The 25,882-nt window shown below is 71.7% G+C and carries 25 protein-coding genes; 16 read left to right on the top strand and 9 right to left on the bottom strand.

The window, feature by feature from the left end:
- The first annotated feature begins 41 nt into the window (after window positions 1–41).
- The 6 genes from ACWGKQ_RS27670 to ACWGKQ_RS27645 all read left to right on the top strand — a co-directional run bounded on the left by ACWGKQ_RS27670 (window position 42) and on the right by ACWGKQ_RS27645 (window position 6,083).
- A complete protein-coding gene (locus ACWGKQ_RS27670; protein ID WP_453294665.1) occupies window positions 42–719 on the top strand; it encodes an AIM24 family protein in 678 nt (225 codons plus the stop codon).
- Window positions 720–852: 133 nt separating this feature from the next.
- Complete coding sequence (locus ACWGKQ_RS27665; RefSeq protein WP_453294717.1) at window positions 853–1,815, top strand: threonine/serine dehydratase; 963 nt, start codon at window positions 853–855, stop codon at window positions 1,813–1,815.
- A gap of 200 nt (window positions 1,816–2,015) precedes the next feature.
- Window positions 2,016–3,650, top strand: coding sequence for a serine/threonine protein kinase (locus ACWGKQ_RS27660; RefSeq protein ID WP_453294664.1), 1,635 nt, complete (start codon window positions 2,016–2,018; stop codon window positions 3,648–3,650).
- 107 nt (window positions 3,651–3,757) lie between these two features.
- Entirely contained in the window at window positions 3,758–4,795 is a 1,038-nt protein-coding gene (locus ACWGKQ_RS27655) for a hypothetical protein (RefSeq protein WP_453294663.1), read from the top strand.
- Between the two features lie 126 nt (window positions 4,796–4,921).
- A complete protein-coding gene (locus tag ACWGKQ_RS27650) occupies window positions 4,922–5,347 on the top strand; it encodes an SsgA family sporulation/cell division regulator (protein WP_453294662.1) in 426 nt (141 codons plus the stop codon).
- A 67-nt stretch (window positions 5,348–5,414) separates the two neighbouring features.
- Window positions 5,415–6,083, top strand: a complete 669-nt coding sequence (locus ACWGKQ_RS27645) for a DUF2238 domain-containing protein (RefSeq protein ID WP_453294661.1) — start codon at window positions 5,415–5,417, stop codon at window positions 6,081–6,083.
- Here the strand turns inward: ACWGKQ_RS27645 and ACWGKQ_RS27640 are convergent.
- Window positions 6,068–6,553: a DUF6328 family protein gene (locus ACWGKQ_RS27640; RefSeq protein ID WP_453294660.1), complete on the bottom strand. Its 486-nt coding sequence runs from the start codon at window positions 6,551–6,553 to the stop codon at window positions 6,068–6,070. The two genes, ACWGKQ_RS27645 and ACWGKQ_RS27640, sit on opposite strands and share 16 nt — an antisense overlap.
- Before the next feature lie 95 nt (window positions 6,554–6,648).
- Window positions 6,649–7,632, bottom strand: a complete 984-nt coding sequence (locus tag ACWGKQ_RS27635; protein WP_453294659.1) for an aldo/keto reductase — start codon at window positions 7,630–7,632, stop codon at window positions 6,649–6,651.
- Between the two features lie 172 nt (window positions 7,633–7,804).
- On the opposite strand from ACWGKQ_RS27635, the gene ACWGKQ_RS27630 reads away from it, so the two are divergent.
- Window positions 7,805–9,478, top strand: a complete 1,674-nt coding sequence (locus tag ACWGKQ_RS27630; RefSeq protein WP_453294716.1) for a cholesterol oxidase substrate-binding domain-containing protein — start codon at window positions 7,805–7,807, stop codon at window positions 9,476–9,478.
- Window positions 9,479–9,586: 108 nt separating this feature from the next.
- Here ACWGKQ_RS27630 and ACWGKQ_RS27625 read toward each other — a convergent pair whose 3' ends face one another.
- Window positions 9,587–10,474 carry an SDR family oxidoreductase gene (locus ACWGKQ_RS27625; protein ID WP_453294658.1) on the bottom strand — a complete coding sequence of 296 codons (888 nt, stop codon included), beginning with the start codon at window positions 10,472–10,474 and terminating at the stop codon, window positions 9,587–9,589.
- Window positions 10,475–10,613: 139 nt separating this feature from the next.
- Between ACWGKQ_RS27625 and ACWGKQ_RS27620 the strand changes: the two genes are divergently transcribed.
- On the top strand, window positions 10,614–11,510 hold the full coding sequence (locus ACWGKQ_RS27620; protein WP_453294657.1) for a LysR substrate-binding domain-containing protein: 897 nt from the start codon (window positions 10,614–10,616) through the stop codon (window positions 11,508–11,510).
- Window positions 11,511–11,618: 108 nt separating this feature from the next.
- On the opposite strand, the gene ACWGKQ_RS27615 is transcribed toward ACWGKQ_RS27620, so the two are convergent.
- The 3 genes from ACWGKQ_RS27615 to ACWGKQ_RS27605 form a co-directional block, all read right to left on the bottom strand.
- Window positions 11,619–12,248, bottom strand: coding sequence for a TetR/AcrR family transcriptional regulator (locus ACWGKQ_RS27615; protein ID WP_453294656.1), 630 nt, complete (start codon window positions 12,246–12,248; stop codon window positions 11,619–11,621).
- Window positions 12,245–13,738: an MFS transporter gene (locus tag ACWGKQ_RS27610; RefSeq protein ID WP_453294655.1), complete on the bottom strand. Its 1,494-nt coding sequence runs from the start codon at window positions 13,736–13,738 to the stop codon at window positions 12,245–12,247. The genes ACWGKQ_RS27615 and ACWGKQ_RS27610 overlap by 4 nt, the downstream gene beginning before the upstream one ends.
- Window positions 13,739–13,833: 95 nt before the next feature.
- Window positions 13,834–15,024 carry an FAD-dependent monooxygenase gene (locus ACWGKQ_RS27605; protein WP_453294715.1) on the bottom strand — a complete coding sequence of 397 codons (1,191 nt, stop codon included), beginning with the start codon at window positions 15,022–15,024 and terminating at the stop codon, window positions 13,834–13,836.
- Between the two features lie 343 nt (window positions 15,025–15,367).
- Between ACWGKQ_RS27605 and melC1 the strand changes: the two genes are divergently transcribed.
- Together melC1 and melC2 are read left to right on the top strand one after the other, a co-directional pair.
- The gene (gene melC1, locus ACWGKQ_RS27600; RefSeq protein WP_453294654.1) at window positions 15,368–15,772 is read left to right on the top strand and encodes an apotyrosinase chaperone MelC1; all 405 of its coding nucleotides are present in this window, start codon (window positions 15,368–15,370) and stop codon (window positions 15,770–15,772) included.
- Between the two features lie 46 nt (window positions 15,773–15,818).
- Window positions 15,819–16,649, top strand: coding sequence for a tyrosinase MelC2 (melC2, locus tag ACWGKQ_RS27595; RefSeq protein WP_453294653.1), 831 nt, complete (start codon window positions 15,819–15,821; stop codon window positions 16,647–16,649).
- A 26-nt stretch (window positions 16,650–16,675) separates the two neighbouring features.
- Here melC2 and ACWGKQ_RS27590 read toward each other — a convergent pair whose 3' ends face one another.
- Both ACWGKQ_RS27590 and ACWGKQ_RS27585 read right to left on the bottom strand, forming a co-directional pair.
- On the bottom strand, window positions 16,676–17,377 hold the full coding sequence (locus ACWGKQ_RS27590; RefSeq protein ID WP_453294652.1) for a ribonuclease H family protein: 702 nt from the start codon (window positions 17,375–17,377) through the stop codon (window positions 16,676–16,678).
- Window positions 17,378–17,424: 47 nt separating this feature from the next.
- A complete protein-coding gene (locus ACWGKQ_RS27585; RefSeq protein ID WP_453294651.1) occupies window positions 17,425–18,219 on the bottom strand; it encodes a VOC family protein in 795 nt (264 codons plus the stop codon).
- Window positions 18,220–18,368: 149 nt separating this feature from the next.
- Here ACWGKQ_RS27585 and ACWGKQ_RS27580 point away from each other — a divergent pair, with 149 nt between their 5' ends.
- The 4 genes from ACWGKQ_RS27580 (at window position 18,369) to ACWGKQ_RS27565 (ending at window position 23,051) form a co-directional block, all read left to right on the top strand.
- Window positions 18,369–19,376 (top strand): zinc-binding alcohol dehydrogenase family protein, encoded by a 1,008-nt coding sequence (locus tag ACWGKQ_RS27580; RefSeq protein WP_453294714.1) that lies wholly within the window; start codon window positions 18,369–18,371, stop codon window positions 19,374–19,376.
- Between the two features lie 228 nt (window positions 19,377–19,604).
- On the top strand, window positions 19,605–21,047 hold the full coding sequence (locus tag ACWGKQ_RS27575; RefSeq protein ID WP_453294650.1) for a family 2B encapsulin nanocompartment shell protein: 1,443 nt from the start codon (window positions 19,605–19,607) through the stop codon (window positions 21,045–21,047).
- Between the two features lie 17 nt (window positions 21,048–21,064).
- On the top strand, window positions 21,065–22,117 hold the full coding sequence (locus tag ACWGKQ_RS27570) for a family 2 encapsulin nanocompartment cargo protein terpene cyclase (protein WP_453294649.1): 1,053 nt from the start codon (window positions 21,065–21,067) through the stop codon (window positions 22,115–22,117).
- Between the two features lie 49 nt (window positions 22,118–22,166).
- Entirely contained in the window at window positions 22,167–23,051 is an 885-nt protein-coding gene (locus ACWGKQ_RS27565) for a geranyl diphosphate 2-C-methyltransferase (protein ID WP_453294648.1), read from the top strand.
- A 66-nt stretch (window positions 23,052–23,117) separates the two neighbouring features.
- Here ACWGKQ_RS27565 and ACWGKQ_RS27560 read toward each other — a convergent pair whose 3' ends face one another.
- Window positions 23,118–23,600 (bottom strand): VOC family protein, encoded by a 483-nt coding sequence (locus ACWGKQ_RS27560; protein WP_453294647.1) that lies wholly within the window; start codon window positions 23,598–23,600, stop codon window positions 23,118–23,120.
- Between the two features lie 188 nt (window positions 23,601–23,788).
- On the opposite strand from ACWGKQ_RS27560, the gene ACWGKQ_RS27555 reads away from it, so the two are divergent.
- Window positions 23,789–24,994, top strand: a complete 1,206-nt coding sequence (locus ACWGKQ_RS27555) for an epoxide hydrolase family protein (protein WP_453294646.1) — start codon at window positions 23,789–23,791, stop codon at window positions 24,992–24,994.
- A 71-nt stretch (window positions 24,995–25,065) separates the two neighbouring features.
- A complete protein-coding gene (locus ACWGKQ_RS27550) occupies window positions 25,066–25,878 on the top strand; it encodes a class I SAM-dependent methyltransferase (RefSeq protein WP_453294645.1) in 813 nt (270 codons plus the stop codon).
- Window positions 25,879–25,882: the final 4 nt, after the last annotated feature.

The following is a 25,882-nucleotide window of genomic DNA, read 5'->3' as shown; positions in this document are numbered from 1 at the left end:
GATCTTGGCGGAACGGGTCCGTCCGGGACACCATGCCGGACATGAAGGGTGATCTCTTTTCAAGTCAGCACATGGTGGCACCGGCGCTGGAGCCGGGCCTGACGGTCGAGAACGCGAAGTGCCTCAGGTACGCGGTCAACGGCGAGATGTACGCCCGCCAGGGCGCGATGATCGCGCACCGCGGCGGTCTGAAGTTCGAGCGCAAGGGCCAGGGCGTGGGCGGGATGCTCAAGCGCGCGGTCACCGGCGAGGGGCTGCCGCTGATGTCCGTGCAGGGCCAGGGCGAGGCCTGGTTCGCGCACGAGGCGCAGAACTGCTTCATCGTCGAGATAGAGCCGGGCGACCAGTTCACGGTGAACGGCCGCAACGTCCTGTGTTTCGACGCCACACTGGCGTACGAGATCAGGACGGTGAAGGGGTCCGGCATCGCCGGCGGCGGTCTGTTCAACAGCGTGTTCTCCGGACACGGCAAACTCGGCCTGATCTGCGACGGCAACCCGCTGGTGATCCCGGTCTCGCCGCAGGCCCCGGTGTACGTCGACACGGACGCGGTGGTGGGCTGGACCGCGCACCTGCAGACCTCGCTGCACCGCTCGCAGTCCATCGGGTCGATGCTGCGCGGCGGTTCGGGGGAATCCGTGCAGCTGATGCTCCAGGGCGAGGGGTACGTCGTGGTCCGGCCGAGCGAGGCGACCCCGCAGAAGGTGCAGCAGCACTGAAGCCCGGCGCCCTGGTCCGAGTGGCCCGGCCGTCGTGGCCGGTCCGGGTTGACCAGGGCGGTCCGGCCGGGTGAGGGTGCGAACGGCGCGGATCGTCGCCCCCGCGCCGGAAGGGTGAACCGCCTTGAACGGCATCATCGGCATCTCCGACATCGAAGCCGCGGCCCGGCTGGTCGCCGTTCACGTCGTACGCACCCCCACCGTGGCCAGTCCCGGCCTGTCGGAGCTGCTCGGCGTCCCGGTCACCGCCAAGCTGGAACTCCTCCAGCGCACCGGCTCCTTCAAGGCGCGCGGTGCCACGGCGAAGCTGCTGTCGCTGAGCGAGGCCGAGCGGGCGGCGGGCGTGGTGGCGGTCAGCGGCGGCAACCACGGCATCGCCCTCGCGGTGATGGCCGCGGCCCTCGATGTGAAGGCGACGGTGGTGATGCCCCGTACCGCGCCCGCCCGCTCGATCGCGCTGGTCGAGGCGGCCGGGGCGGCGGTGCGGCTGACCGACGGCATGGACTCGGCGTTCGAGCTGGTGCCGCGGCTGCGGGACGAGGGGCTCACGCTGGTCCACCCCTTCGACGACCCGGTGGTGATCGCCGGACAGGGCACGGTGGGCCTGGAGCTCGCCGAGGACGCGGACGACGACCTCACCGACGTGCTCGTCAGCATCGGCGGCGGGGGCCTGATCGCGGGCGTGGCGGCGGCCCTGCGGGCCCGCCGCCCCGGGGTGCGGGTGTGGGGCGTGGAGACGGCGGGCGCGCAGGCCATGTCCGAGGCGCTCGCGGCGGGCGGTCCGCTGCCGGTCGCGGTGTCGTCGATCGTGACGACGCTCAGCGCGCCGTCCGTGTCCCGGCTGACCTACGACCATGCGGCGGCGCTGGTGGAGGAGGTGCTGGTGGTGCCGGACCGGGAGGCGGTGCGGGGCAGTCTGGAGTTCGCCGAGCACGCCAAGGTGTGGACCGAGCCGGCCGCCGGCTGCCTGCTGCCCGCGGCCCGACAGGTGCGGGAGCGGGTCGGCGACGGGGCGCGGATCGGCCTCGTGGTGTGCGGGGGCAATGTGACCCACCAGGAGATCGCGGCGTGGACCGAGCGTTTCGGACTGGGCTGACCAGCGGACCGCACCCGGGCTTTTACCGTCGGTTACCCGCAGGTCGAGGCCCGGCCATACATTGTTTTCCACAAGTACCCAGGTGATGCCGCCAGTTGAATAAAAGGCAAGAAGGGTCCCCGAGTTGCAGATTCTTTGAACAAACCCGGGAGCGTCCCGCGTACTTCTGGTTAATGACGAGGCAGGGGTTTCAGCGAGGGATGACGATGGTCAAGGCGCATGTCTCCACACAAGAGTTGGTGGCCGGAAAGTACCGGCTCCTCGAAGTCGCCGACCGCGAGCCGAACCGCATCAGCTGGTACGCGGAGGACGTACAGGCCGAGCGACCGCGCCTGGTGACCCAGATCGCGTTTCCCGAGCCGCCCACCGAGGACACCGTACGCCGGACCACCGCCCGCATTCTGCGCTCCTCCGAGGTGATGAGCGCGCTGCGGCCCGGCCGGGTCGCCATGGTGATCGACGCCTTCGAGGAGGCGGGCGCGCTGTGGACGGTCACGGAGCTGATCGACGGCACACCGCTCAGCGAACTGCTCGCCCAGCAGCCCACGTTCAACTACGTACGGGCCGCCCGCATCGGGCTGGAAGTACTCGACGTGCTGGAGGCCGCGCACGCCGACGGCTACACGCACGGCGAGCTCAGCCCCGGCCAGATCTTCGTCCGTGACCGGGGCCCGGTCGTCGTCACCGGGTTCGGCCTGGCCGGCGCGACGCTGGCGCCCCGGGTCACGGCGCCGTCGTACGCCTCGCCGGAGCAGGCCCGGGACGAGCGCATCGGGCCCTCGGCCGACCTGTGGGCGCTCGGCGCGATCCTCTACACGATGGTCGAGGGGCGGCCGCCGTTCCGGGACCGGGGCAAGGCCGACGCCACCCTGAAGGGCGTGGACCGACTGCCGTTGCGCACCCCGCTGCGGGCCGGGCCGCTGACCCAGGTGGTGCAGGGACTGCTGCGGAAGAACTCCCGGGAACGGCTGAGCCGGCCGGTGCTGCGCCAGGCGCTGACACGTGTCCTGGAGGAGGACCCCGATGCGGTGGCCGAGCCCGCCCCCGTCTCCCGGCTGCGCGGCGCCTATGTGGCCGCCCGGTCCTCCGGGTGGAGCAGAACCACCATGATCGGCGGGACCGCGCTGGCCGTGGTGACCGTGTCGGTCGCGGTGCTGGCCGCGACCCAGGGCCTGCCGGGCGCCGCCTCGGCGGGCTCGGCCCCCAGCGCATCCGCCACGGCCGGCGACCCGGCCAACCGCACGGACGGCAACGCCCCCAGCCCCTCCCCGTCGCGGACCTCGCCCTCCTCCCCCGCCCCGTCCCCCTCCGCTTCCGCCTCGGCGTCCGCGTCCCCTTCGGCGACGGCAACGGCGACGGCGGGTGCGCTGCCGGCCGGTTTCCACCGCTACACCGCCCCGGAGGGGTTCTCGGTGGCGCTCCCGAAGGGGTGGAAGCGCCTCGACACCGCGCGGGACGACACCGCCTACCGCATCACCTTCGGTCCGGGCGGCGACGACCTGCGCACCCTGGCCGTCACCTACAGCACCCAGGCGGGTCCGGACCCGGTCGCGATCTGGCGGGACGACGTGGAGCCGGGCCTGGAGAAGCTGGACGGCTACCAACGGGTCGGCGAGATCAAGGCGACCACGTACCAGGGGCACAAGGCCGCCGACATGGAGTGGCTCTCCGGGACCGGCGCCGACCGGGTGCACACCTTCGGCCGCGGGTTCCTGCTGGGCGGCGGCCGCAGCTTCTCGCTGCGCATCACGACACCCGCCGCCGCCTGGGACGACGCCGCCGACCGACTCGCCATGAAGACCTTCCTGCAGACGTTCCGCCCCACCACGAGCTGATCCGTCTCCGGTCCGGTACGGCTCGGCGTGCGGCGGACGCCGGCCACCGGGTCGATAGGCTGCCCGTCGGTACGTATGCAGTTCGGCAGCCTTCAGGAGTGTCCTCCGTGACCCTAGCGATCGACCCGTCCGAGACGTCCAGCGCGTCCCCGGCTCCCCTCTCCGACCTGGTGGCGCGGGACGCGCGCGAGTTCGGCGCCTATGTGCGGACCGGAGGCTGGACGTTCGGGCTGATGGTGGCCCGCAGCGTGCGGCCGGGAGGGCAGGGCGCGGACGAGACGCCGAAGGTCTCGGCGAAGGAGTTCGCCGAGCTGGCCGGCTGCTCCGCGGAGCGCGTCATGCGCTACTACAAGGCCTGGGACAAGGCCGCCGACGACGGCCTGGTCCCGCACTTCGAGGCCCTCGCGCCGGGGCAGGAGGTCGAACTCCCGGACTCCGACGTCTGGTTGGACTACTACGTCTCCCGCAACAGCGCCACCTCCGAGCGCGGCACCGCCATCGCCCAGGCCGCCGAGGCCGAGGGCATCCGGCCCACCAAGGCCCTCGAAGTCGCCGAGAACCCCACCGCGCTGCGCGCCGCGATCCTCGCCGACCCGTCCACCGCCCGCGCCGCCCGCTCGGCCCTCCTCGACCGCATCAAGGAGGACCCGGACCTCCAGACGGTGCTGGCCCGGGACGTGGTCCGCACCGCCGACCTGAAGAAGGCCGTCGCCACCGAGAGCCGCTCGGCCGACCGCATCGGCTACGTCCGGCAGATCGCCGAGTCCGGCCAGATCAAGACCCCGGCCGGGCAGACCGTCGACGCGCCGGCCGAGCTGCGCCAGGAGGCCGAGCGCCATCTGTCGCTCCTCGACGAACTGGACGAGGACGAGGACACCGGCGAGTGGGCGACCGAGGCCTTCGACACCATGAAGAACCTGGTCGTGGAGGCGGTGGAGGCCGACCCCGAACTGCGGGTCCAGGAGAAGCGCACCAAGTTCTACAACAGCCTGCAGAAGGCGACCAAGGCGTTCGAGGAGCTGACCTTCGACGACGCCCAGGACTTCTACGAGGACGACATGGTCCAGCGCCTGGAGGACCTCCAGCAGGCCATCGGCTCCTGCCTGACCGCACTGCGCGGCGCGCAGGGCACGCAGGACGCCTAGGGTCCGCGGTGCACGTTGGGGCTCGGCTTGCAGGGCTCGTAGGGCAATTTCGCTCAGGGTTGAGCGTTTTTCCCGTGACAGGGGTACTAGAGGGCACCAAGCCGATCGTTCTCGGAGGCCACTCGCGTGAACCCCATCGTGCACAGGACCCTGGTCGTACAGCTCAGGGCGGACGGGACGGAGCGCTGTCCCGTCCTCGCCCATCTGGCGTACGACGCCGATGACCCGTTCGCCGTCACCGCGGTGTTCACCCTGGACGGCCGGGTGCTCGCCCGGTGGCGGCTGGACCGCGAGATGCTGAACGACGGGCTGAGGGAGCCGGTCGGCGTCGGGGACGTACGGCTGCGTCCCGTACGGCAGGGGCGCTGGAGGGAAGTGCGCATGGATTTCCTCGGCGACCCCCTGCCGGGCGGCAGCCGCCACCACGCGGTGGTGTTCGCATGGGCGCCCGCACTGGCCTCCTTCCTGAGCGACACCTACCTGGCCGTGCCGCCGGGCCGGGAGGTGGTCCCCATGGACGACGTACTCGCGGAGATCCTCGCCACCGGCTGAGTAGCCGTACTCATGCAGGCGCCCGGGCGCCGCGGCCACGATGAGGCTCCCACGACAAGGAGTCCCCATGACCGCTGTGCACCCCGCCCCGCGCCCCGTTCCGCACCGGGTGCCCCGCCGTGTTCCGCCGGCCCTGCTCGCCGGGGTGGTGGTGGTCGGCATGGCCCTCTCGTGGTGGGGCGCGCGGGACCGTACGACCTGGTTCCTGGAGACGGTGTGGGTGCTGGTCGGGCTGCCGCTGGTGGTGCTGACCTGGCGGCGCTTCCCGCTGACGGGCCTGCTGGCCGGGCTCCTCGCGGCGCATGCGCTGGTGCTCGCCGTGGGCGGCCACTACACCTATGCCGAGGTCCCGGTGGGCGACTGGGTGCGCGACACCTTCCAGCTGTCACGCAATCCGTACGACCGCTTCGGCCACCTCATGCAGGGCTTCGTGCCGGCGGTCCTGGTCCGGGAGCTGCTCGTCCGTGCCTCCCCGCTGCGCGGCAGCCGCTGGCTGGCCCCGCTGACGGTGTGCGCCTGCCTCGCGTTCAGCGCCTTCTTCGAGCTGCTGGAGTGGCTGGCGGCCGAGATCGGCGGACACGGCGCGGACGCCTTCCTGGCCACCCAGGGCGATGTGTGGGACACCCAGTGGGACATGTTCTGCGCGCTGATCGGGGCGACGGTGTCCGTGCTGGTGCTGAGCAGGGTGCACGACCGGCAGCTGCGGACGCTGGAGGCGGCTCAGCGGGTGGAGTGACGGTGCCGGGACCACAGCGGCAGGCCGTACCAGCACACCAGGTACCAGACGACGACGGCCACGACCGCCCAGGTCACCGGGCTGCCGCCGGTGGCCACCCGGAGGATCAGCACCAGGGAGGCGGTCATGGTGGCCAGCAGCAGGAACAGGCCGATAGAGGTCAGCCGGGACGCCATCCGCACCGCCTGCGGCTTCACCTTGCGGCCGGAGACCAGCCGGTGCAGGGAGACCGGGCCGATCAGGGCTCCGGTGGCGGACGCGCCCAGGACGACGGTGACGACGTAGATCGTCTTGTCCGTGCCGGACAGCTCGGCGTACTTCTGCTGGAAGACAACGGTGAGCAGGAAGCCGAACAGGATCTGCACACCGGTCTGGGCGACGCGCACTTCCTGGATGAGATCGCTCCACATCCGGTCGGCGCGCTCTTCCTCCGTCTCGTCGCGCCCGGTCCGCCTCGCCTGGTCGGTCATGGAGTACGGGTAACCGACGGGCCGATCCTTCAAACGGCACGGGCGAACGGTACGGGCCGGGAGCAATGCGGCTGTGCTCCCGGCCCACACCACTGCTACCAGCGGCTTTCCACCTGGGTCTTGATCCGGCAGTCGTACAGGTCGCGGATCGCGGCGACCGTCTCCGCCGGCAGCTCCGGGAGCTTCGCGGCGGCCGCGTTGGCGCGGGCCTGCTCAGGGTTGCGGGCGCCCGGGATCACCGTGGTCACGCCGGGCTGGTCGATGATCCAGCGCAGGGCGAGCTGGGCCGGGGTGTACCCCTCGGGGGCGAGCGCGGCGAACTCGGCGGCGGCCTCGACGCCCGTCGCGTAGTCCACGCCGGAGAAGGTCTCGCCCTGGTCGAAGGCCTCGCCGTGCCGGTTGTAGGTGCGGTGGTCGTCGGCCGCGAAGACGGTGTCCTTGGTGTACTTGCCGGACAGCAGCCCGGAGGCGAGGGGTACGCGCGCGATGATGCCGACGCCTGCCTTCCGGGCGGCCGGGAGCACCTCGCCGAGCGGCTTCATGCGGAACGGGTTGAGGATGATCTGCACGCTGGCCACGCCCGGGCGGGCGATCGCGGTGAGCGCCTCCGCGCAGGTCTCGACGCTGACGCCGTAGGCCGCGATGCGCTCCTCCTCGACCAGGGTGTCGAGGGCGTCGTACACCGCGTCGGAGGAGTAGACCGGGGTGGGCGGGCAGTGCAGCTGGACCAGGTCCAGGCGGTCCACGCCGAGGTTGCGGCGCGACCGGTCGTTCCACGCGCGGAAGTTGTCCAGGACGTAGTTCTCCGGGATCTGGTCGACCCGGCGGCCCATCTTGGTGGCCACCAGCACGTGCAGGTCCGGCCTGCCGCTCAGGAAGGCGGCGATGGTCTGCTCGCTGCGCCCGTCGCCGTACACGTCGGCGGTGTCGAAGAAGGTCACCCCCGACTCCGCCGCCGTCTCCAGAACGGCGAGCGCCTCCTTGTCGTCCACCTCGCCCCAGTCGGCGCCGAGCTGCCATGTGCCGAGGCCGACGACCGATGCCCGCTGTCCCGACCTGCCGATTACGCGTTCGTCCATGGCGCCAGTCTGTCATCCGCCACCGACAACGCTGTCACGGGCCGGTTCGTCCCCACCCACCTGTGAATCCTTCACTCACACGGGTGATTTTGGTGGACGGAAATCGGGGGTGTGTCAAACGGGCCCCTAGCGTGTCGGCGTGACTGATCGTTCATCGGACAACTTCCCTGCCATGGGCGGCTGGAGCCGTCGGGGCTTCCTGAGGTCCGCCGCCGCCCTCGCCGCCGTACCGGTGCTGCTCGCCGCCGATCCGGCCGTGGCCGCCACCGAACTGCCGGGCTTCCCTGCGGAGGTCGCGCTGTATCGTTCCGCCTACCGCAACTGGGTCGGCGAGATCACCGCGGACGGACTGTGGGCGTGTGCCCCGGCCGACGCCGACCAGGTGCTCGCGACCGTCGACTGGGCCTGGCGCAACGGCTGGCGGGTACGCGCGCGTGGCTCCTCGCACGGCTGGTCGCCCTTGACGATCACCGAGGGGACGGGGGCCGGCGACCAGGTCCTGCTCGTCGACACCGCGAGCCATCTCACCGGGCTCTCCCTGGACTCCGGTTCGGCGGTCCGGGCCGGCACCGGGGTCACCCTGGAGGCACTGCTCACCTTCCTGGAAGGCCACGGCCTCGGGCTCACCGCGGCGCCCGCGCCGGGCGATCTGACGCTGGGCGGCGCGCTGGCGATCGACGCCCACGGCAGCGCCGTACCGGCCGACGGCGAGGAGCCGCTGCCCGGCCGCACCTACGGCTCGCTGAGCAACCTGGTGCTGTCGCTGACGGCGGTGGTCTGGGACGACAGCGCCGGGACGTACGCCCTGCGGACGTTCCGGCGCGACGAGGCGGACTGTGCGGCGCTGCTGACGCATCTGGGCCGTGCGCTGGTCACCGAGGTCGTGCTGCGGGTCGGGGCGAACAGCAGCCTGCGGTGCGTCAGCCGGACCGACATCCCGGCCGCCGAGTTGTTCGCCGCGCCCGGGACCCCCGGCCGGACCCTGGACGGCTTCCTGCGGCGGTCCGGGCGCCTCGAGGCGATCTGGTTCGCCTTCACCGAGTACCCGTGGCTGAAGGAGTGGAGCGTCGCCCCGGCCAAGCCGCTCACCTCACGGCACGTCACCGCGCCGTACAACTACCCCTTCTCGGACAACGTGCCGACCGTGGTCGCCGACCTGGTGGGGCGGATGGTGTCCGACGCGGCCTGGTATCTGGCGCCGGTGCTCGGGAACGCGCAACTGGACGTCGCGGCGCTCGGGTTGACGGCCACGCTGTCCTCGGACATCTGGGGGCCTTCGAAGAACACGCTGCTGTACGTCAGGCCGACCACGCTGCGGATCGGTGCGAACGGGTACGCGGTGCTGAGCCGGCGGGCCGATGTGCAGCGGGTGGTGCACGAGTTCACCTCCTTCTACCGGGAACGGCTCACCGCGTACGCGGCGTTGGGCCGGTTCCCGGTCAACGGGTCGGTGGAGATCCGGGTGACGGGATTGGACGAGGCGTCGGATGTCGGGGTGGGCGGTGCTCAGGTGCCGTTGCTGTCGGCTTTGCGGCCTCGGGAGGGGGCCGACACCGCTGTGTGGCTGGATGTGCTGACCCTGCCGGGAACGCCTCATGCCGACGCGTTTCTGCGGGAGTTGGAGCAGTTCCTGTTCGAGAGGTTCGAGGGGACTCGGGTCGAGTGGTCCAAGGGGTGGGGTTATACGGAGTCGGGTGTGTGGAGTGACGAGGTGGTGCTCGGTACGAGGATTCCTGCGTCGTTCGGGGGTGGAGTGTGGGACGCGGCGGTCGAGACGCTTGATCGGCTTGATCCGCACCGGGTTTTCAGTAACGGGTTCTTGGATGGGGTGCTTGTGCGCCGTTGATGGTGGGGGCTGGTCGCGCCCCCGCGGCGCAGCCGCAAATCGACAACAGCCCCGCGCCCCTGGAAGAAGGGGCGCTCGCACGACCGGCGCTCAAAAGCAACCGCTTCGCTAGAAATAGTGGCCCTCGTCCAAGTCCGCGATCAGACCCGGCTGTTCCGGCTTCCAGCCCAGAAGGGATCGGGTCCGCTCGCTCGATGTCGCGTTGTCGATCGTCGCCGGGGCGGCCAGCCAGCCGAAGTGGGATTGCGCCTCCTGGGCCGGGATGCTCTTCACCGGTACGTCGAGGCCCCTGCCGATGGCTGCCGCGATGTCCTTGAAGGGGATTCCTTCGTCGGCCGCGCCGTGCAGGCCGGTGCCCGCCGGGGCCGATTCCAGGGCCAGGCGGAACAGGCGGGCCGCGTCCAGGCGGTGGACGGCCGGCCAGCGGTTGGTGGCGTCGGCGACGTATGCGGAGACGCCCTTGTCTCGGGCGACGTCGATCAGCCGGGGCACGAAGCCCTGATCGCCGCGGCCGTGCACCGAGGGCGCCAGCCGGACCACCGCGCTGCGTACGCCGCGCTCGGCCAGGGCGAGCGCGGCGAGGTCGGAGTCGCTGCGGTAGGTGCCCGGTACCGGGGTGTTCTCCTCCGTCGCCACACCGTCGACCGAGGCGAGCATCAGGGTTCCCGAGGTGACCGCGAAGGGCCGGTCCGAGCCCTCCAGGGCCGCCCCGAGCGCCTCGATCACGCGCAGGTCGCTCTCCGCTGCGCGGGTGAGGTTCGGAAACTCGTCGTGGTTGAAGGCCAGATGGATCACGCCGTCGGTCCCGGATGCGGCACGGGCCACGTCCTCGGGGTCGTCGAGGCTGCCGCGGTGGACCTCGGCGCCCGCCGCACGCAGGGTCTCGGCCGACTTGTCCGAGCGGGCGAGGGCGACGACCTGGTGGCCGGCGCCGAGGAGTTCGGGGACGACGGCGGAGCCGATGAAGCCGCTGCCGCCGGTGACGAATACCCGCATGGTGGGTGCTCCTTCGAGGGAGAGGGAGAGGGTGGTGCTCCCATCGTTCGGGCGGCGGGCGGCGGGCGTCCAAGGCCTGTTTCGCACTGCGCAATGCCTCTCAGGCATCGGTGCAGGTCGTCGGCCCTATGCTGGAGGCATGGCTGATCCGGCTTCCGCCCCCGACCTCGATCTGCGGCTCGTCCGGTACTTCACCGTGGTCGCCGAGCAGCGGCACTTCGGGCGGGCCGCCGGCACCCTGCACATCACCCAGCCCGCGCTGAGCCGGCAGATCCAGCGGCTGGAGCGGGTGCTGGGGGCACGGCTCTTCGACCGCACCCCGCAGGGCACCCGGCTCACCGAGGCCGGCGAGGTGCTGCTGCCGCGGGCCCGGGCGCTGCTGCGGGCCGCGGGTGAGGCCGCGGCCGTCACCCGGGCCGCCGCCGAGCCCAGCCGGATCACCGTCGGGTACATCAACGGGATCTTCGTCACCCCGGCCGTGCGCGAGCTGCGCCGGCGCTTCCCGGACGCCGACGTGCGGACCCTGCACCTCGACTGGGGCGAGCCGCGCGAGGCCCTGCTGACGGGTCGCGTGGACGCGGTCGTGACCCGGCTGCCGCTGCGCACCGACGGGTTGCGGGTGACGGTCCTCTACGACGAACCGCGCGTCCTGGTGGTCCCGCTGGACCACCGGCTGGCCGGGAAGGAGTCGGTCACGCTGGACGACATCGCCGACGAGCCGCTGCCCAGGGGGCGGGATCCGCTGTGGAACGCGTTCTGGCGCGTCGATCCCCGGCCGGACGGCAGCCCGGCGCCCGACGGTCCGCTGATCGGCGCGGTGGAGGACAAGTTCGAACATGTCGCCGCCGGGCAGGCCGTGGCGATCGTGCCGCGGGTGCCCGGCGCGACCATCCGCCCCGACCTGACCGCGGTCCCGCTGCACGGCGTCGAGCCGAGCCAGGTGGTCCTGGCGACCCGCGCCGAGGACAACCAGCGGCTGCTGACCGCCTTCCGCGGGTCGGCCGAGGCACTGCTTACAGGGCCGGAGCCGGACTGAGCAGGCCGGGTGACGGCAGCGCCCCGAAGGGGCGCGGGGAACTGCGCGACCAGCCACGATGGCGCCGCGGCCGAACGACGACGCATCGAGGCACCTCCAGCTGAGCGCTCACGGCGTCAACTGGGCCTGGACGGCGGGGCCGTACCGGTCGGCGATGTCGGCGATGTCCTCGGCCGCGGAGTCGCGCAGCCGCGGGCCGCGGGCGATGCCGTACATCACGCCCAGGCCGATGAGCTGGGCGACGGCGAGTTCGGCGCGCAGGTCGGGGTCGGGTCCGGTGAGCCGGGCGGCGAGGGCGTCGACCACGTGGGCGCGGAAGTTGGCGCGCAGCACGTCTCCGTGGTCGCCGTGCAGGGGGGCGAAGACGATCCGCAGCAGCGGGTCGGCGCCGCGGTCGCGCTGGCTCTCCAGGACGTGCCGGACCATGTGCCGGCCGAGATCCTCCAGGGGGGCGTCCAGCAGGTCGGCCGCGTCGGTGTCGAAGGACATGACGCGGGCGAACAGGCTGTCCTTGTTGCCGAAGTACTTGAGGATCAACGGCGCGCTGACCCCGGCGCGTTCGGCGACGTCCTTGAGGGTGATGTCGGCGTGCGCGTGCCGGGCGAGGAGGTACCGGGCGGCCCTGAGGATGGCCGCCTTGGTGGCCTCGGCGTCCCGGCGGGCAGGGGCGGGGGCGGCCCCGGATGCGGGTGCGGGTGCGGCGGGGGTGCTGCCGGGTCGGGTGCTCACGGCACTCATGCTCCCTCCAGTGCGTCGTCCCTCGCACTCTCGGCACGGTTCCGGGCGCGGGGGGTGTCGGCGGGAGCCTTGTCGCCGGGTATGGAGAGTGCTGCGGCGGCGGCCGCGAGGGCGATGGCGCAGGCCATCGCGAAGGCCAGCAGGTAGCCGTGCAGGGTGGCGATCGGGACGCCGCCGACGAGGCTGGTGTGGTGGGTGAGGACGGCGGCCACGGCGGCGCTGGAGGTGGCCTGGCCGATGGTGCGCATGAGGACGTTGACGCCGTTGGCGGAGGCGGTCTGGCTCGCCGGGACGGCCCGCAGGATCAGCGTGGGCAGCGCGGAGTAGGCGAGGGTGGTGCCGGTGGCGACGACGGTGGCGCCCAGGATGATCATCCAGAGGTCGCGGCTGTCGGCGATGCGGACCACGTATCCGCAGGCGATGACCGCGGCGCCGAGGGCCAGGGTGATGCGCGGGCCTCGGGCGGCGGAGATCCGGGCGGAGAGCGGGGAGAACAGCAGCATGGTCACGCCGCCGGGGAGCAGGCACAGGCCGGTGGCCACGATGGACAGGCCGAGGCCGTATCCGGTGGCCTTCGGGGCCTGCACCAGCTGGGCGGTGACCAGCGAGTTGGCGTAGAAGGCGAACCCGGTCAGCAGGGCGGCGACATGGGAGAGGCCGACCCGCGGCCGGGTCACGAGGTGCAGGTCGACCAGGGGTTCACCGGTCCGCAGCTGCTGCCACCACCACAGGGCCAGCACGAGGACGGCGCCGCCGAACAGTCCGAGGACGCGCGGGCTGCCCCAGCCCCACTGGCCGCCCTGCGAGACGCCGAGCAGCAGACAGGTCAGCCCGACGGCCAGCCCGAGCGCGCCGAGGACGTCGAACCGGCCGGGCTGGCGCACCGGTGACTCCCGGACCGCCCACCAGACGGCCGCGACGCCCAGCGCGCCGAGGAGGCTGGTCAGCCAGAACATGGTGTGCCAGTCGTAGTACTGCACCACCAGCGCGGCCAGCGGCAGGCCCAGGGCGGCCCCGATGCCGACCGTGGAGCTCATCAGCGCCACCGCCGAACCCCGGCGCTCGGGCGGGAGTTCGTCGCGCAGGATGCTGATCGACAGCGGCACGACGGAGGCGGCGGCGCCCTGGAAGGCACGGGCGACGATGAGCACGGTGATGTCCGACGACAGGGCGCACATCACGGAGCCCACCGTCATCAGCGCGAGGGCCCCGGTGAGCACCCGGCGCTTGCCGTACATGTCGCCGGCCCGGCCGAGCACCGGCGTGAGAACGGCCCCGGCCAGCAGGGTCGCGGTGACCGTCCAGGAGACGGCGCCGGCCGAGGAGTGGGTCAGCCGGGGCAGGTCCGGCAGGAGCGGGACGACCACCGTCTGCATGACGGCCATCAGGATCCCGCCGAAGGCCAGCACCGGAATGGTCAGCCGCTCCCGCAACGGGGGCGGAGCGGCGGGCGATCCCGGGCTACCGGCTGTCGGGGCGGGCTGGTCCATCGGTACTCCTGCGGGCGGCGCGGAAAAGAGGTGAATACGAATTCACCCTATCGAGTGAATGGCCTTTCACCCAAACATTCCGCTGCCGCCCGGGGCTACGACCGGGCGTGCAGGGCGCGCGCCGCCCGGGGTCCGAGCCACCGCTTGAACCGGCGCAGTACCTCCAGCCGTCCGACCGCCCTGTCGAGGCCGTAGTAGAGCTGCGGCGGGACGTACGGCAGCAGGGGCGAGTGCCGCTGGCCGAGCAGGGCGAACATGCGGTGCGGGGGCAGGCCGATGTAGCGGGGCAGGTTCTCGTACCACTGGGCGCTGAGGCGGGCGGCGCTCTGGGCGGAGACCAGTTCGGCCTGGCGCCGCTGCTCATAGGCGGCGAGGGCCTGCGGCAGGGCAGCGTGCTCGCGCAGGGCGTCGGCCAGGCACATGGCGTCCTCCAGGGCGAGGGTGGTGCCGGCGCCGATGGAGTAGTGGGTGGTGTGGGCGGCGTCGCCGAGGAGGACCAGGTTGCCGTGGTGCCAGGTGCGGTTGGTGAGGGTGCGGAAGGCCGGCCAGGCCGCCGAGGAACCGCCGATCAGCGGGCGGCCGTCGAGGATGCCGGCGAACAGCTTCTCCAGCAGGGTCAGTTGGCCGGCCTCGTCCATGGCGTCGAGGCCGAGGCCGGTGAGGGTGTCCGGGGCGCACTCGATGACGCAGGTGCTGTGCTCGGCGTCGTACGGGTAGCCGTAGCACCAGACCCAGCCGTGCTCGGTCTCGGCGAAGGCGAAGGTGAAGGAGTCGAAGACCTGGGTGGTGCCGAGCCACACGTAGTGGTTGCGGCCCTCGGTGGCGTCGGCGCCGAAGTGGTCGGCGTGCCGGGCGCGCAGGGTGCTGTGGATGCCGTCCGCGGCGACGACCAGGTCGGCCTCGGGGAGGTTGTCGGGGCTGATCTCGTCCTCGAACTCCAGCCGCACGCCGAGGGCGCGGGCGCGTTCCGCGAGGATCTCCAGGAGGCGGTGGCGGCCGATGCCGTGGCCCACGTCGCCGGGCTGCCGGGCCACCTCGTCGCGGACGTGGGCGACGCCCTGGGTCCAGCGCACCGAGCTCGCCTCGATGGCCCGCGCCGACTCGGGGTCGCAGGTGTGGAGCCGGTCGAGGAGGGCGCGCCAGTAGGTGACGCCCCAGCCGTAGGTGGAGCCCTCGGGGTTGCGTTCATGGACGGTGATCTCGTGGGACGGGTTCTGCCGCTTGAGCAGGATCGCGAGATACAGGCCGGCGGGCCCGCCTCCGACACAGACGACCTTCACGCACACACCCCTGGATCTCACCGAACGTGGCCAATTGGAACCGGAGGGTAGCAGCGAGAGAATGCCCGACCGGGTTTTCGAATCGCGCCAGATTGACGCCGTGAGCCACACCACCCGAACGGCGGACGACCGCGAAAGATCACCGGAAAGCCGCCGGACCGCGCAAGGAATTGCCCGTTCCGGGTCCGGCGGAGCCATCGCCACAGCAAGATCATCTTTGTTCAATCTTGTATGACATGTAGTCAATTGTCCTGATCGTAGCCAACCCGATCCGGGCGATTTCTCCCGCTCCGAAACCGGCGGATAGGCATACGGGGTCATCACTCGCACCCGTCACAGGAGCATCCGTATGCCCGAACTCACCCGCCGTCGCGCACTCACCGCGGCGGCCGCCCTCGCCGCCGCGGCCGGCGTCCAGACCCTCGGCGCACCCGGCGCCTCGGCCGGCGGCCACCCCCACGAGGGATCACTCGAACCCTTCGACGAGGTCTACAAGGGCCGCCGGATACAGGGCCGGCCGGCCGCCATGGACGACATGGGCGGCATGCACGGCATGGGAGGTCATCACCACGGACACGGCGCCGGATACGCGATGTCCGTGGACGCGGTCGAGCTGCACGTGATGCGGAACGCGGACGGCAGCTGGATCAGTGTGGTCAGCCACTACGACCCGGTCGCCACCCCGCGCGCCGCCGCCCGCGCCGCGGTCGACGAGTTGCAGGGCGCCGTGCTGCTGCCGTTCCCCGCCAACTGACCGCCCCGGCCGTCCTGACCGCCCCGTACAAGGAGCAACTCCGCACATGACCGTACGCAAGAACCAGGCCAGTCTGAGCGCCGACGAGAGGCGGCGGTTCGTCGCCGCCGTCATCGAGCTGAAGCGCGGCGGGCGTTACGACGACTTCGTGCGCACGCACAACGCCTTCATCATGTCCGACACCGACGACTCGGAGCGCACCGGCCACCGTTCGCCGTCGTTCCTGCCCTGGCACCGCAGATTCCTGCTCGACTTCGAGCAGGCCCTCCAGTCGGTGGACTCCTCCGTCGCGCTCCCCTACTGGGACTGGAGCGCCGACCGGACCGTCCGTGCCGCGCTGTGGGCACCGGACTTCCTCGGCGGCACCGGGCGCAGTTCGGACGGGCGGGTGACGGACGGGCCGTTCGCCGCGGCCGGCGGGAACTGGCCGGTCAACGTCCGCGTGGACGGCCGTACTTATCTGCGCAGGTCGCTCGGGACGGGCGTGCGCGAGCTGCCGACCCGGGCCGAGGTCGACTCGGTGCTCGCCATGGCGACGTACGACATGGCGCCCTGGAACAGCGCCTCGGACGGCTTCCGGAACCATCTGGAGGGCTGGCGCGGGGTCAACCTGCACAACCGGGTCCATGTCTGGGTCGGCGGGCAGATGGCCACCGGGGTCTCCCCCAACGACCCGGTGTTCTGGCTGCACCACGCCTTCATCGACAAGCTCTGGGCCCGCTGGCAGCGCCGGCACCCGGAGGCGGCGTATGTGCCGGGCGGCGGCACGCCGGACGTGGTGGACCTGGACGAGACGATGAAGCCGTGGAACGACGTGCGGCCGGCGGACCTGCTCGACCACACGAGGTTCTACACGTTCGACACCCTGGAGGACTGATCGGGCCGCCGTGTCAGGTCTCGGCGTCAGGCCTCTGCCGTGCGGCACTCCGGGTGGCCCCAGCCCTGCGGGTTCTTGGCGATGGACTCGCCGGCCGCGTAGGAGCGGCCGCACAGGCAGCGGCCGGGGAACTTGGCCTTGATGGTACGGGCCGCGGAGCCCCCCGCCGCGCTCTTGCGGGGTGCTGCCTTGCGGCGCGGGGCCGCGGTGGAGGCGGCGGACGTCGGGGACGGCGGCGGTTCCGGGGAGCCGAGGGCGCTGCCCGCGGCCTCCTGGACCACGGCCGCCTGGCTGGCCGCGCGGTCGGCGAAGTCGTTCAGCGGGTCGCCGTCGACCTGGTGGGCGGGGACGTACCGGAAGTCGACCGTGCGGCCGTCGAGGAGCTCGTCGATGCGGACGACCAGGTCCTGGTTGGCGACCGGCTTGCCCGCGGAGGTCTTCCAGCCGTTGCGCTTCCAGCCGGGCAGCCAGGCGGTGACGGCCTTCATCGCGTACTGCGAGTCCATCCGCACCTCGAGCGGCACGTCCGGGTCGACGGCCGTCAGCAGCCGCTCCAGGGCGGTCAGTTCGGCCACGTTGTTGGTGGCCTTGCCGAGCGGCCCGGCCTCCCAGCGGGCCGGAGTCGCCGCGTCGTCGGACACCACCCAGGCCCAGCCCGCCGGTCCCGGGTTTCCCTTAGAAGCCCCGTCGCACGCGGCCACCACTCGTTCACGCATGCGCCCGATCATGCCACGGCCGGACGGGGTGCCCGGCCGCGGTCCGGGATCCGCCCAGGTCAGACGTCTGTGGTCGGGGGCATCTCGCCCTCGGTGGTCGTGACGTCGATCACCGAGAAGTTGGCGCCCTGCGGGTCGCTGAGCGCCGCGAACCGGCCGAAGGGGCTGGTCATCGGCCCGAAGCGGAGCACCGCGCCGAGCTTCGTCGCCTTGGCGACGGCCTCGTCGCAGTCGGCGACGGTGAAGTACACGTTGACGTACGAGGGCACCTCGGGCGGGAAGTCGTCGGTCATCCGCATCCGGCCGAGGACGGGCTGCTCACGGAGGTTGAACGTGCGGAAGTCGACGTTGTCGTCCTCGATCTGCCGGACCGTGTAGGGGAAGACGGCCGCGAAGAAGGGGTCGGCCTTCTCGGGTTCGCGGGTGAAGACCTCCGCCCAGCAGTAGGCGCCGGGCACGGCCGTGGCCTCGAAGCCCTCGTGGACGCCGCCCTGCCAGATCCCGAACACCGCGCCGCTGGGCTCACGGGCCAGGCACATCGTGCCGAAGTCGCCGACCTGCATCGGCTCCATCAGCACCTCGCCGCCGTTCTCCCGGATCCGCGCGGCGGCGGCCGCGGCGTCCGGCGAGGCGAAGTACAGGCACCACTGCGACTGCCCCTCCTGACCGGGCATGGGCGGTACGACGGCGGCGACGGCCTTGCCGTTCGCGTAGGCCTGGGTGTAGTTGCCGTACTCCGAGGACGACTCGCCGAAGGTCCAGCCGAGGACCTCGCCGTAGAAGCTCTTGGCCCCTTCCAGGTCGCCGAACATCGCGTCGGCCCAACAGGGGGTTCCTTCAGGTTGTACCGCCATCGCCGCGTGCCTTCCGATCGTGCGGGTTCTCCCGGTTCCTCACGCTAGCCACCGGGAGGTCCGCCCGCGCGCCGAACGCCGGACTCCGGCGGACACTGGGGAAGGGAGTCGGCGGCCTTCGGCGGACGGGGCGCGGTATGGCGGATGTGATGCGGGCGTGGTCGGTGGAGCGGCCCGGACCGGTCGAGGGGGATCCGCTGCGGCTGGTCGAGCGGCCGGTGCCGGTGCCCGGGGCCGACGAGTTGCTGGTCCGGGTGCGGGCCTGCGGGGTGTGCCGTACCGATCTGCATGTCACCGAGGGAGACCTGCCGGTGCACCGGCCCGGGGTGACCCCGGGGCACGAGGTGGTCGGCACGGTCGCGGGCATGGGCGCCGGGGTGGCGGACTTCGCGGTCGGCGACCGGGTCGGGGTGGCCTGGCTGCGGCGCACGGACGGGGAGTGCGCGTACTGCCTGCGGGGCGCCGAGAACCTGTGTCCGCACTCGGAGTACACCGGCTGGGACGCCGACGGCGGTTACGCCGAGTACACGACCGTGCCGGCCGCCTTCGCCTACCGGCTGCCCGGCGCCCTGGACGACGTCGCGCTCGCACCGCTGCTGTGCGCCGGGATCATCGGCTACCGCGCGCTGCGCCGGGCCTCGCTCCCGCCGGGCGGGCGGCTCGGCCTGTACGGCTTCGGAGGCAGCGCCCACCTGTGCGCGCAGCTGGCGCTCGCCCAGGGCGCGCGGGTGCATGTGCTCACCCGGGGTGCCGAGGCCCGGCGGCTGGCCGTGGAGCTGGGCGCGGCCTCCGCGCGGGACGCCTCCGCGGCGCCGCCCGAGCCGCTGGACAGCGCGATCCTGTTCGCGCCGGCAGGCGACCTGGTGCCGGTCGCGCTGCGCGCCCTGGACCGGGGCGGAGTGCTCGCGGTCGCGGGCATCCACCTCAGCGACGTACCGCCGTTGAACTACGAGCGCGAGCTGTTCTACGAGCGGGAGCTGCGCAGCGTCACCTCCAACACCCGTGCCGACGGGCGGGAGTTCCTCGCCCTGGCCGAGCGGCACGGCGTGCACGCGACCACCCATGCCTACCCGCTGTCGGAAGCCCCGCGGGCCCTGCGGGACCTCAAGGCCGGGCGCTTCGACGGAGCCGCGGTGCTGGTCAACGACCTTTCCTGAGCCCAACCCCGGCGCGGCCCGGGCACGAGAGCGGGCGACCGGCGCACGAACGGGAAACACCACCCTTTCCACCCCGAACTCCAGGTTTGCGCAACTAAGGCATGCAACCGCCCCTTTCGCGCCGTACCCGTAGATCACCAAGGCTGTTTGGCTTGTCCGTGCGCACCACCACCTCGCACACCACCGACCTTTCGGGTCACCGTTGTTCACCTCTCTGCTGGAGGGAAAGTGTCCACACCGGACAGCGTCATCGGTTCCGCCGTCGAGGAGCCCGAGCCGGATCCGACCGCCGACGGGCAGCTCACCAGCCTGAGCACCCGGGCGGCACGCCAGCTCGCCACGACCACCAAGTCCGAACCGCAGATGCAGGCCATCACGTCCCGGTGGCTGCTGAAGACACTGCCGTGGGTGGACGTCAGGGGCGGCACCTACCGGGTCAACCGGCGCCTCCAACTGCGCACCGGGCGGGGCCGGGTGAGCTTCGAGCACAACGGCGGGGACGACATCCGGGTCATCCCGCAGACCCTCACCGAACTGCCGATCCTGCGCGGCTACGACGACCTGGACGCGCTGACCGAGATCGCCGGCCGGTTCCAGTCCCGCGAGGTCCGCGCCGGACAGGTGCTGTTCGAGGCCGGGCAGCCGGTCACCGAGACCTACCTGGTGGTGCACGGCCGGTTCATCCGTTACGCGGCCGGCAAGTACGGCGAGGAGGAGGTCGTCGGGGTCGTCACCGACGGCGACCAGATGGGCGACGAGGCGGTCGGCCAGACCGACCCGCTCTGGCTCACCTCGGTCCGGGCGGAGACGGCGGGCGTGGTGATGGCGCTGCCCTGGGCGGTCGCCGAGGAGATCATGGACCGGGTGCCGTCGCTCGGCGCCCATCTCCAGGCCTATGTCGACCGGCAGCGGCTGCCGATGAACCGCAAGGGCGAGGCCGAGGTGCCGGTGCAGGCCGGCCACACCGGCGAGCCGACCCTGCCGGGCGGCTTCGTGGACTACGAACTCGCGCCGCGCGAGTACGAGTTGTCGCTCACCCAGACCGTGCTGCGGGTGCACTCCCGGGTCGCCGACCTCTACAACCACCCGATGGACCAGACCCAGCAGCAGCTGCGCCTCACGGTCGAGGAGATCCGCGAGCGCCAGGAGTGGGAGCTGGTCAACAACCGGGAGTTCGGGCTCCTGCACAACATCGACTACGGGCAGCGGATCAGCTCCTTCACCGGTCCGCCGACCCCGGACGACATGGACGAGCTGATCTCCATGCGCCGCAAGACCAAGGTGATCCTGGCGCACCCCAAGGCGATCGCGGCCTTCTTCCGGCAGTGCAACCGGCGCGGCCTGGTGCCCCCGTCCACCAATGTCGACGGACACGAGATCCCGGCCTGGCGCGGGGTCCCGATCTACCCGTGCAGCAAGATCCCGATCAGCGACGACCACACCAGCAGCATCATCGCGCTGCGCACCGGCGAGGCCGACCAGGGGGTCATCGGCCTCTACCAGACCGGGATCCCCGAGGAGTTCCAGCCCGGCCTGAACGTCCGCTTCATGGGCGTCAACGAGCAGGCCGTCATCAACTACCTGGTCACCGCCTACTACTCGCTCGCCGTCCTGGTCCCCGACGCGGCCGGGATCCTGGAGAACGTCCAGCTCGGCCGCACCGCCGACTGACGGCCTGGAGCACATCCATGAGCACAACCACCTCCTCCTACGCCCTGCCGGGACCGCCGAACATCGCGCAGCGGATGCGCCCGACGAAACGCACCGGGGCGGTCCCCGGACTGCACTTCCGGCCGGCCGTGCCCGCCGACCCGGAGAAGGCCGCCGAGCTCGACCGCCGTCTTGAGGCCTGGGCCCGCGAGCTGGACCTGTTCCCCGCGGCCTGGAAGGGGGACTTCTCCGGCTTCCAGTTCGGCCGGGCCGTCGCCCTCCAGCATCCGGGCGGCCTCGACCTGGACCGGCTCACCGCCGCCGGCAAGCTGCTGCTCGCCGAGAACATCGTGGACTCCTGCTACTGCGAGGAGGACGAGGGGCGGGGCGGATCCCGGCGGGGTCTCGGCGGCCCGCTGATCATCGCCCAGTCGGCGCTAGACCCCTACCACGGCATCCCGGAGCTGGAGGAGGAGTGGCGCGAGGGGATCCAGGCCGACGGCCCGCTGCGCTCGTACCAGCACGCCCTCGCGGACTACGCCGCCTTCGCCACGCCCAGCCAGACGGCCCGGTTCGTGCACGACATGGCCCGGCTGCACATGGGCTATCTCGGCGAGGCCGCGTGGATGGAGACCGGGTATGTGCCGCGGGTCTGGGAGTACCTGGTGATGCGGCAGTTCAACAACTTCCGGCCGTGTCTGTCGATCGTCGACGCGGTGGACGGCTACGAACTGCCCGAACAGCTCTACGCCCGCCCGGAGATCCAGCGGATCACCGCCCTGGCCTGCAACGCCACCACGATCGTCAACGACCTGTACTCCTTCACCAAGGAGCTGGCCAGCGACCCGGACCACCTGAACCTGCCCCAGGTGGTGGCCGCCAACGACCGGTGCGGGCTGAAGGCGGCCTATCTGAAGTCGGTCGGCATCCACAACCGGATCATGGACGCCTTCGAGGAGGAGTCGGCCGCCCTGGCCGCCGCCTCGCCGCTGATCGCGCGCTACGCCGAAGGGCTGGCCGCCTGGGTCGCCGGCAACCACGAGTGGCACGCCACCAACACCAACCGCTACCACCTGCCCGACTACTGGTAGCCACCGAGCCAATCCGAAACACCGTCAGAAACACTTCGAGGAGCAACTGTTGACGACCGCCCCTGTCGCTCGGAAGACCACCACGTCAGCCCCGGTGCCGACCCAGTCCAGGTACCAGAACAGCGTCGCGGAGTACTGGAACGCCGAGGAGAACCCGGTCAACCTCGAACTCGGAAAGATCGACGACCTCTACCACCACCACTACGGCATCGGAGAGGCCGACTGGTCGGTGCTCGACGAGCCCGACCCCGCGCTGCGCAAGGAGCGCGTCACCAGTGAGCTGCACCGCCTGGAGCACGCCCAGGCCGAACTGCTCGCCTCCCACCTCGGCGCCCTCACACCGGCCGACCGGGTCTTCGACGCGGGCTGCGGCCGCGGCGGCGGCAGCATCGTGGCGAACCTGCGCTACGGCTGCCACTCCGACGGGGTGACCATCTCCGCCAAGCAGGCCGACTTCGCCAACGAGATGGCCCGCAAGCGGGAGGTCGGCGACAAGGTCCGCTACCACCACCGGAACATGCTGGACACCGGCTTCGAGACGGGCGCGTACGCGGCGTCGTGGAACAACGAGTCCACGATGTACGTCGAGCTGGAGCTGCTGTTCGCCGAGCACGCCCGGCTGCTGCGCCGCGGCGGCCGCTATGTGACGATCACCGGCTGCTACAACAACACCTACGGGCAGGCCTCCCGCGAGGTGTCCCTGATCAACGCGCACTACATCTGCGACATCCACCCGAGGTCGGAGTACTTCCGGGCGATGGCCGCCAACCGGCTGGTGCCGGTGCATGTGGAGGACCTGACCGCGGCGACGATCCCGTACTGGGAACTGCGCAAGCAGGCCGACCACCTGGTGACGGGGATCGAGGACGCGTTCCTCACCGCCTACAAGAACGGCAGCTTCCAGTACCTGCTGATCGTGGCCGACCGGGTCTGAGCCGGCAGCGCGCGTGCGAGGGGCGGTGCCCGGGTCCGGGTGCACCGCCCCTCGTCGGCGTGCGGGTCACTCGCCCGCGTGGGCCTTCCGCAGCGCGGCGATGTCGAGCTTGCCCATCGCGTACATGGCCCGGGTGGTGCGGGCGGCCTTCTCGGGGTCGGCGTCGCCGATCATGTCGATCAGCCCGTCGGGGATGACCTGCCAGGACACGCCGTACCTGTCCTTGAGCCAGCCGCACGGCCCCGGCTCGCCGCCGTTCTCGGTGAGCTTGGCCCAGTAGTGGTCGACCTCCTCCTGGCCGTCGCAGTAGATCTGGAAGGAGATCGCCTCGGTGAACTTGAACTGCGGGCCGCCGTTGATGGCGACGAACTTCTGCCCGTTGGCCGTGAAGTCGACGGCCAGCACGGAACCCGCCTCCCCCGGTCCGGCCTCGTTGTACCGGCCGACCTTCCCGATGCTGGAGTTCTTGAAGATCGACACGTAGTAGTGGGCGGCCTCCTCGGCCTGGCCGTCGAACCAGAGACACGTGGTGAATCCGTCGGTGGTCATGGACACCTCCTGGGAGCGGGGAACGCGGTCATGTGTACCGACCGGTGCTCATCAAGAAACTCATCGCCAAGCGCGCCCCTTAGGGGCGCGGGGCTGTGCTGCATATGCGGCTCCGCCGCGTGGGCGCGACCAGCCCCCACCGAGCCGCAGACAACGGATGACGGGCAACCGCACCTAGCATCACCAACATGACCTCTTCGTCGCCGGACATCACCCCCTTCCGTATCTCCGTCCCCCAGAGCGACCTCGAAGACCTCCACACCCGCCTCGACCGCACCCGCTGGCCGGCCGAGCTGCCCGGCGCCGATTGGGCATACGGCGTGCCCACGCCGTACCTGCGGGAGCTGACCCGGTACTGGCGGCACGAGTACGACTGGCGCGCGGCCGAGGCGGAGCTCAACGCGTGGCCGCAGTTCACCACCACGGTCGACGGCACGAACGTGCACTTCGCCCACATCCGCTCCCCCGAGCCGGACGCCACCCCGCTGGTCGTCACCCATGGCTGGCCGGGCTCGATCGTGGAGTTCCTGGACGTGGTCGGGCCGCTCACGGATCCGGCGGCGTACGGCGGGGACCCGGCCGACGCCTTCCATGTGGTGCTGCCGAGCATCCCGGGGTTCGGTTTCTCCGGTCCGACGACGGAGCCCGGCTGGGAGGCGGGGCGGGTCGCGGACGCGTGGGCCGAGCTGATGCGCCGGCTGGGCTACGAGCGGTTCGGTGCGCAGGGCGGTGACTGGGGCGCGGCGATCTCCCGGGAGCTGGGCCGTGCCCATCCGGGCCAGGTGATCGGCGTGCACCTCAATCTGCTGCCGGGCGCCCAGCAGGCCACCGAGCCCACGGCCGCGGAGCTGGCGGCACTGGACGCCGAGGAGCAGGTCAACACCGTGGACTCCTGGCGCCGTTGGGCCGCCTGGTCCAAGGAGAGCACCGGGTACGCGATCCTGCAGAGCACCCGCCCGCACACGCCCGGATACGCGCTCACGGACTCGCCGGTGGGGCAGCTCGCGTGGATCGTCGAGAAGTTCCGGGAGTGGACGGACTCCGCGGAGCTGCCGGAGGAGGCGGTGGACCGGGACCGGCTGCTGACCAATGTGATGCTCTACTGGCTCACCGGCACGGCCGCCTCCTCGGCACGGATCTACTACGAGCGGGCGCACGCCACCGGCGCCCGCGCCGCCGCGCCCGCCGAGCCTTCGACGGCACCGACCGCCCTCGCCCTGTTCCCGGCCGAACCCCAGCGGCCGCTGCGGCACAAGGCGGACCGCACGGAGAACATCGTCCGCTGGACGGAATTCGACCGGGGCGGGCACTTCCCGGCGATGGAGGAGCCGGATCTGCTGGTCGGCGACGTGAGGGCGTTCTTCCGGCAGCTGCGGGAGAAGGACGGGGGCTGAGCCGTCGCCGGGCGGCCGGGGCCGGCGAAAAGCGCTGGCCCCGCGGGAGGGGCGGCGGCATTCTGCCCTGCATGGACGCACTGGAATTCAGGGTGAGAGAGCCGAAGCTGCGGGACATCTTCGACGAGGACGCCGAGCGGTACGAGCGGGCCCGGCCGCGCTACCCCGCCTCGCTGACCGAGGAGCTGGTCCGGGTCACGGGGGCCGGGCCGGGCAGCCGGGTCCTGGAGATCGCCCCGGGCACCGGCAAGCTCACCGTCGACCTGGCCCGGTCCGGCTGTTCGGTCACCGCCGTGGAGATCGGCCCGAACCTGGCCGCCGTGGCCCGTCGGCAACTGGCGGCGTTTTCCGAGGTGGACGTGGTGGTGGCGGCCTTCGAGCAGTGGGAGCTGCCGCCGGAGCCGTTCGACGCGGTGGTCTGCGCGACCGCCTTCCACTGGCTGGACCCGGCGGTCCGGCTGCCGAAGACGGCCCGGGCGCTGCGCCCCGGCGGCCTGCTCGGCATCGTCTCCACCCACCATGTGGCGGGCGGCACCGAGGACTTCTTCGCCGAGGTCCAGGAGTGCTACGAACGGTGGGATCCGGCCACCCCGCCGGGGCTGCGCCTGACCCGCGAGTCCGACCTGGCCACCGACACGACGGAGTTCACGGGCTCCCCGCACTTCACCGACGTCTCCGCGCGCGGCCACGGCCAGGAGATCACGTACACCACCGACCAGTACCTCGACGTGCTGCTCACCTACTCCAACCACCGCGCACTCCCGGAGGCCGCCCGCAACGGGCTGCTCGCGAGCATCCGTGAGCTGATCGACTCCGGGTACGGCGGTGTCGTCACCAAGCGGTACTGGCACGAGCTGATCACGGCGGTGCGCGTCGGAGCGTAGCCCT

It is taken from the genome of Streptomyces sp. NPDC054770 (genome assembly GCF_053611985.1).
The sequence above is the reverse complement of the archived record's forward strand: the minus strand, read 5'-3'. Positions and strand labels throughout refer to the sequence as shown.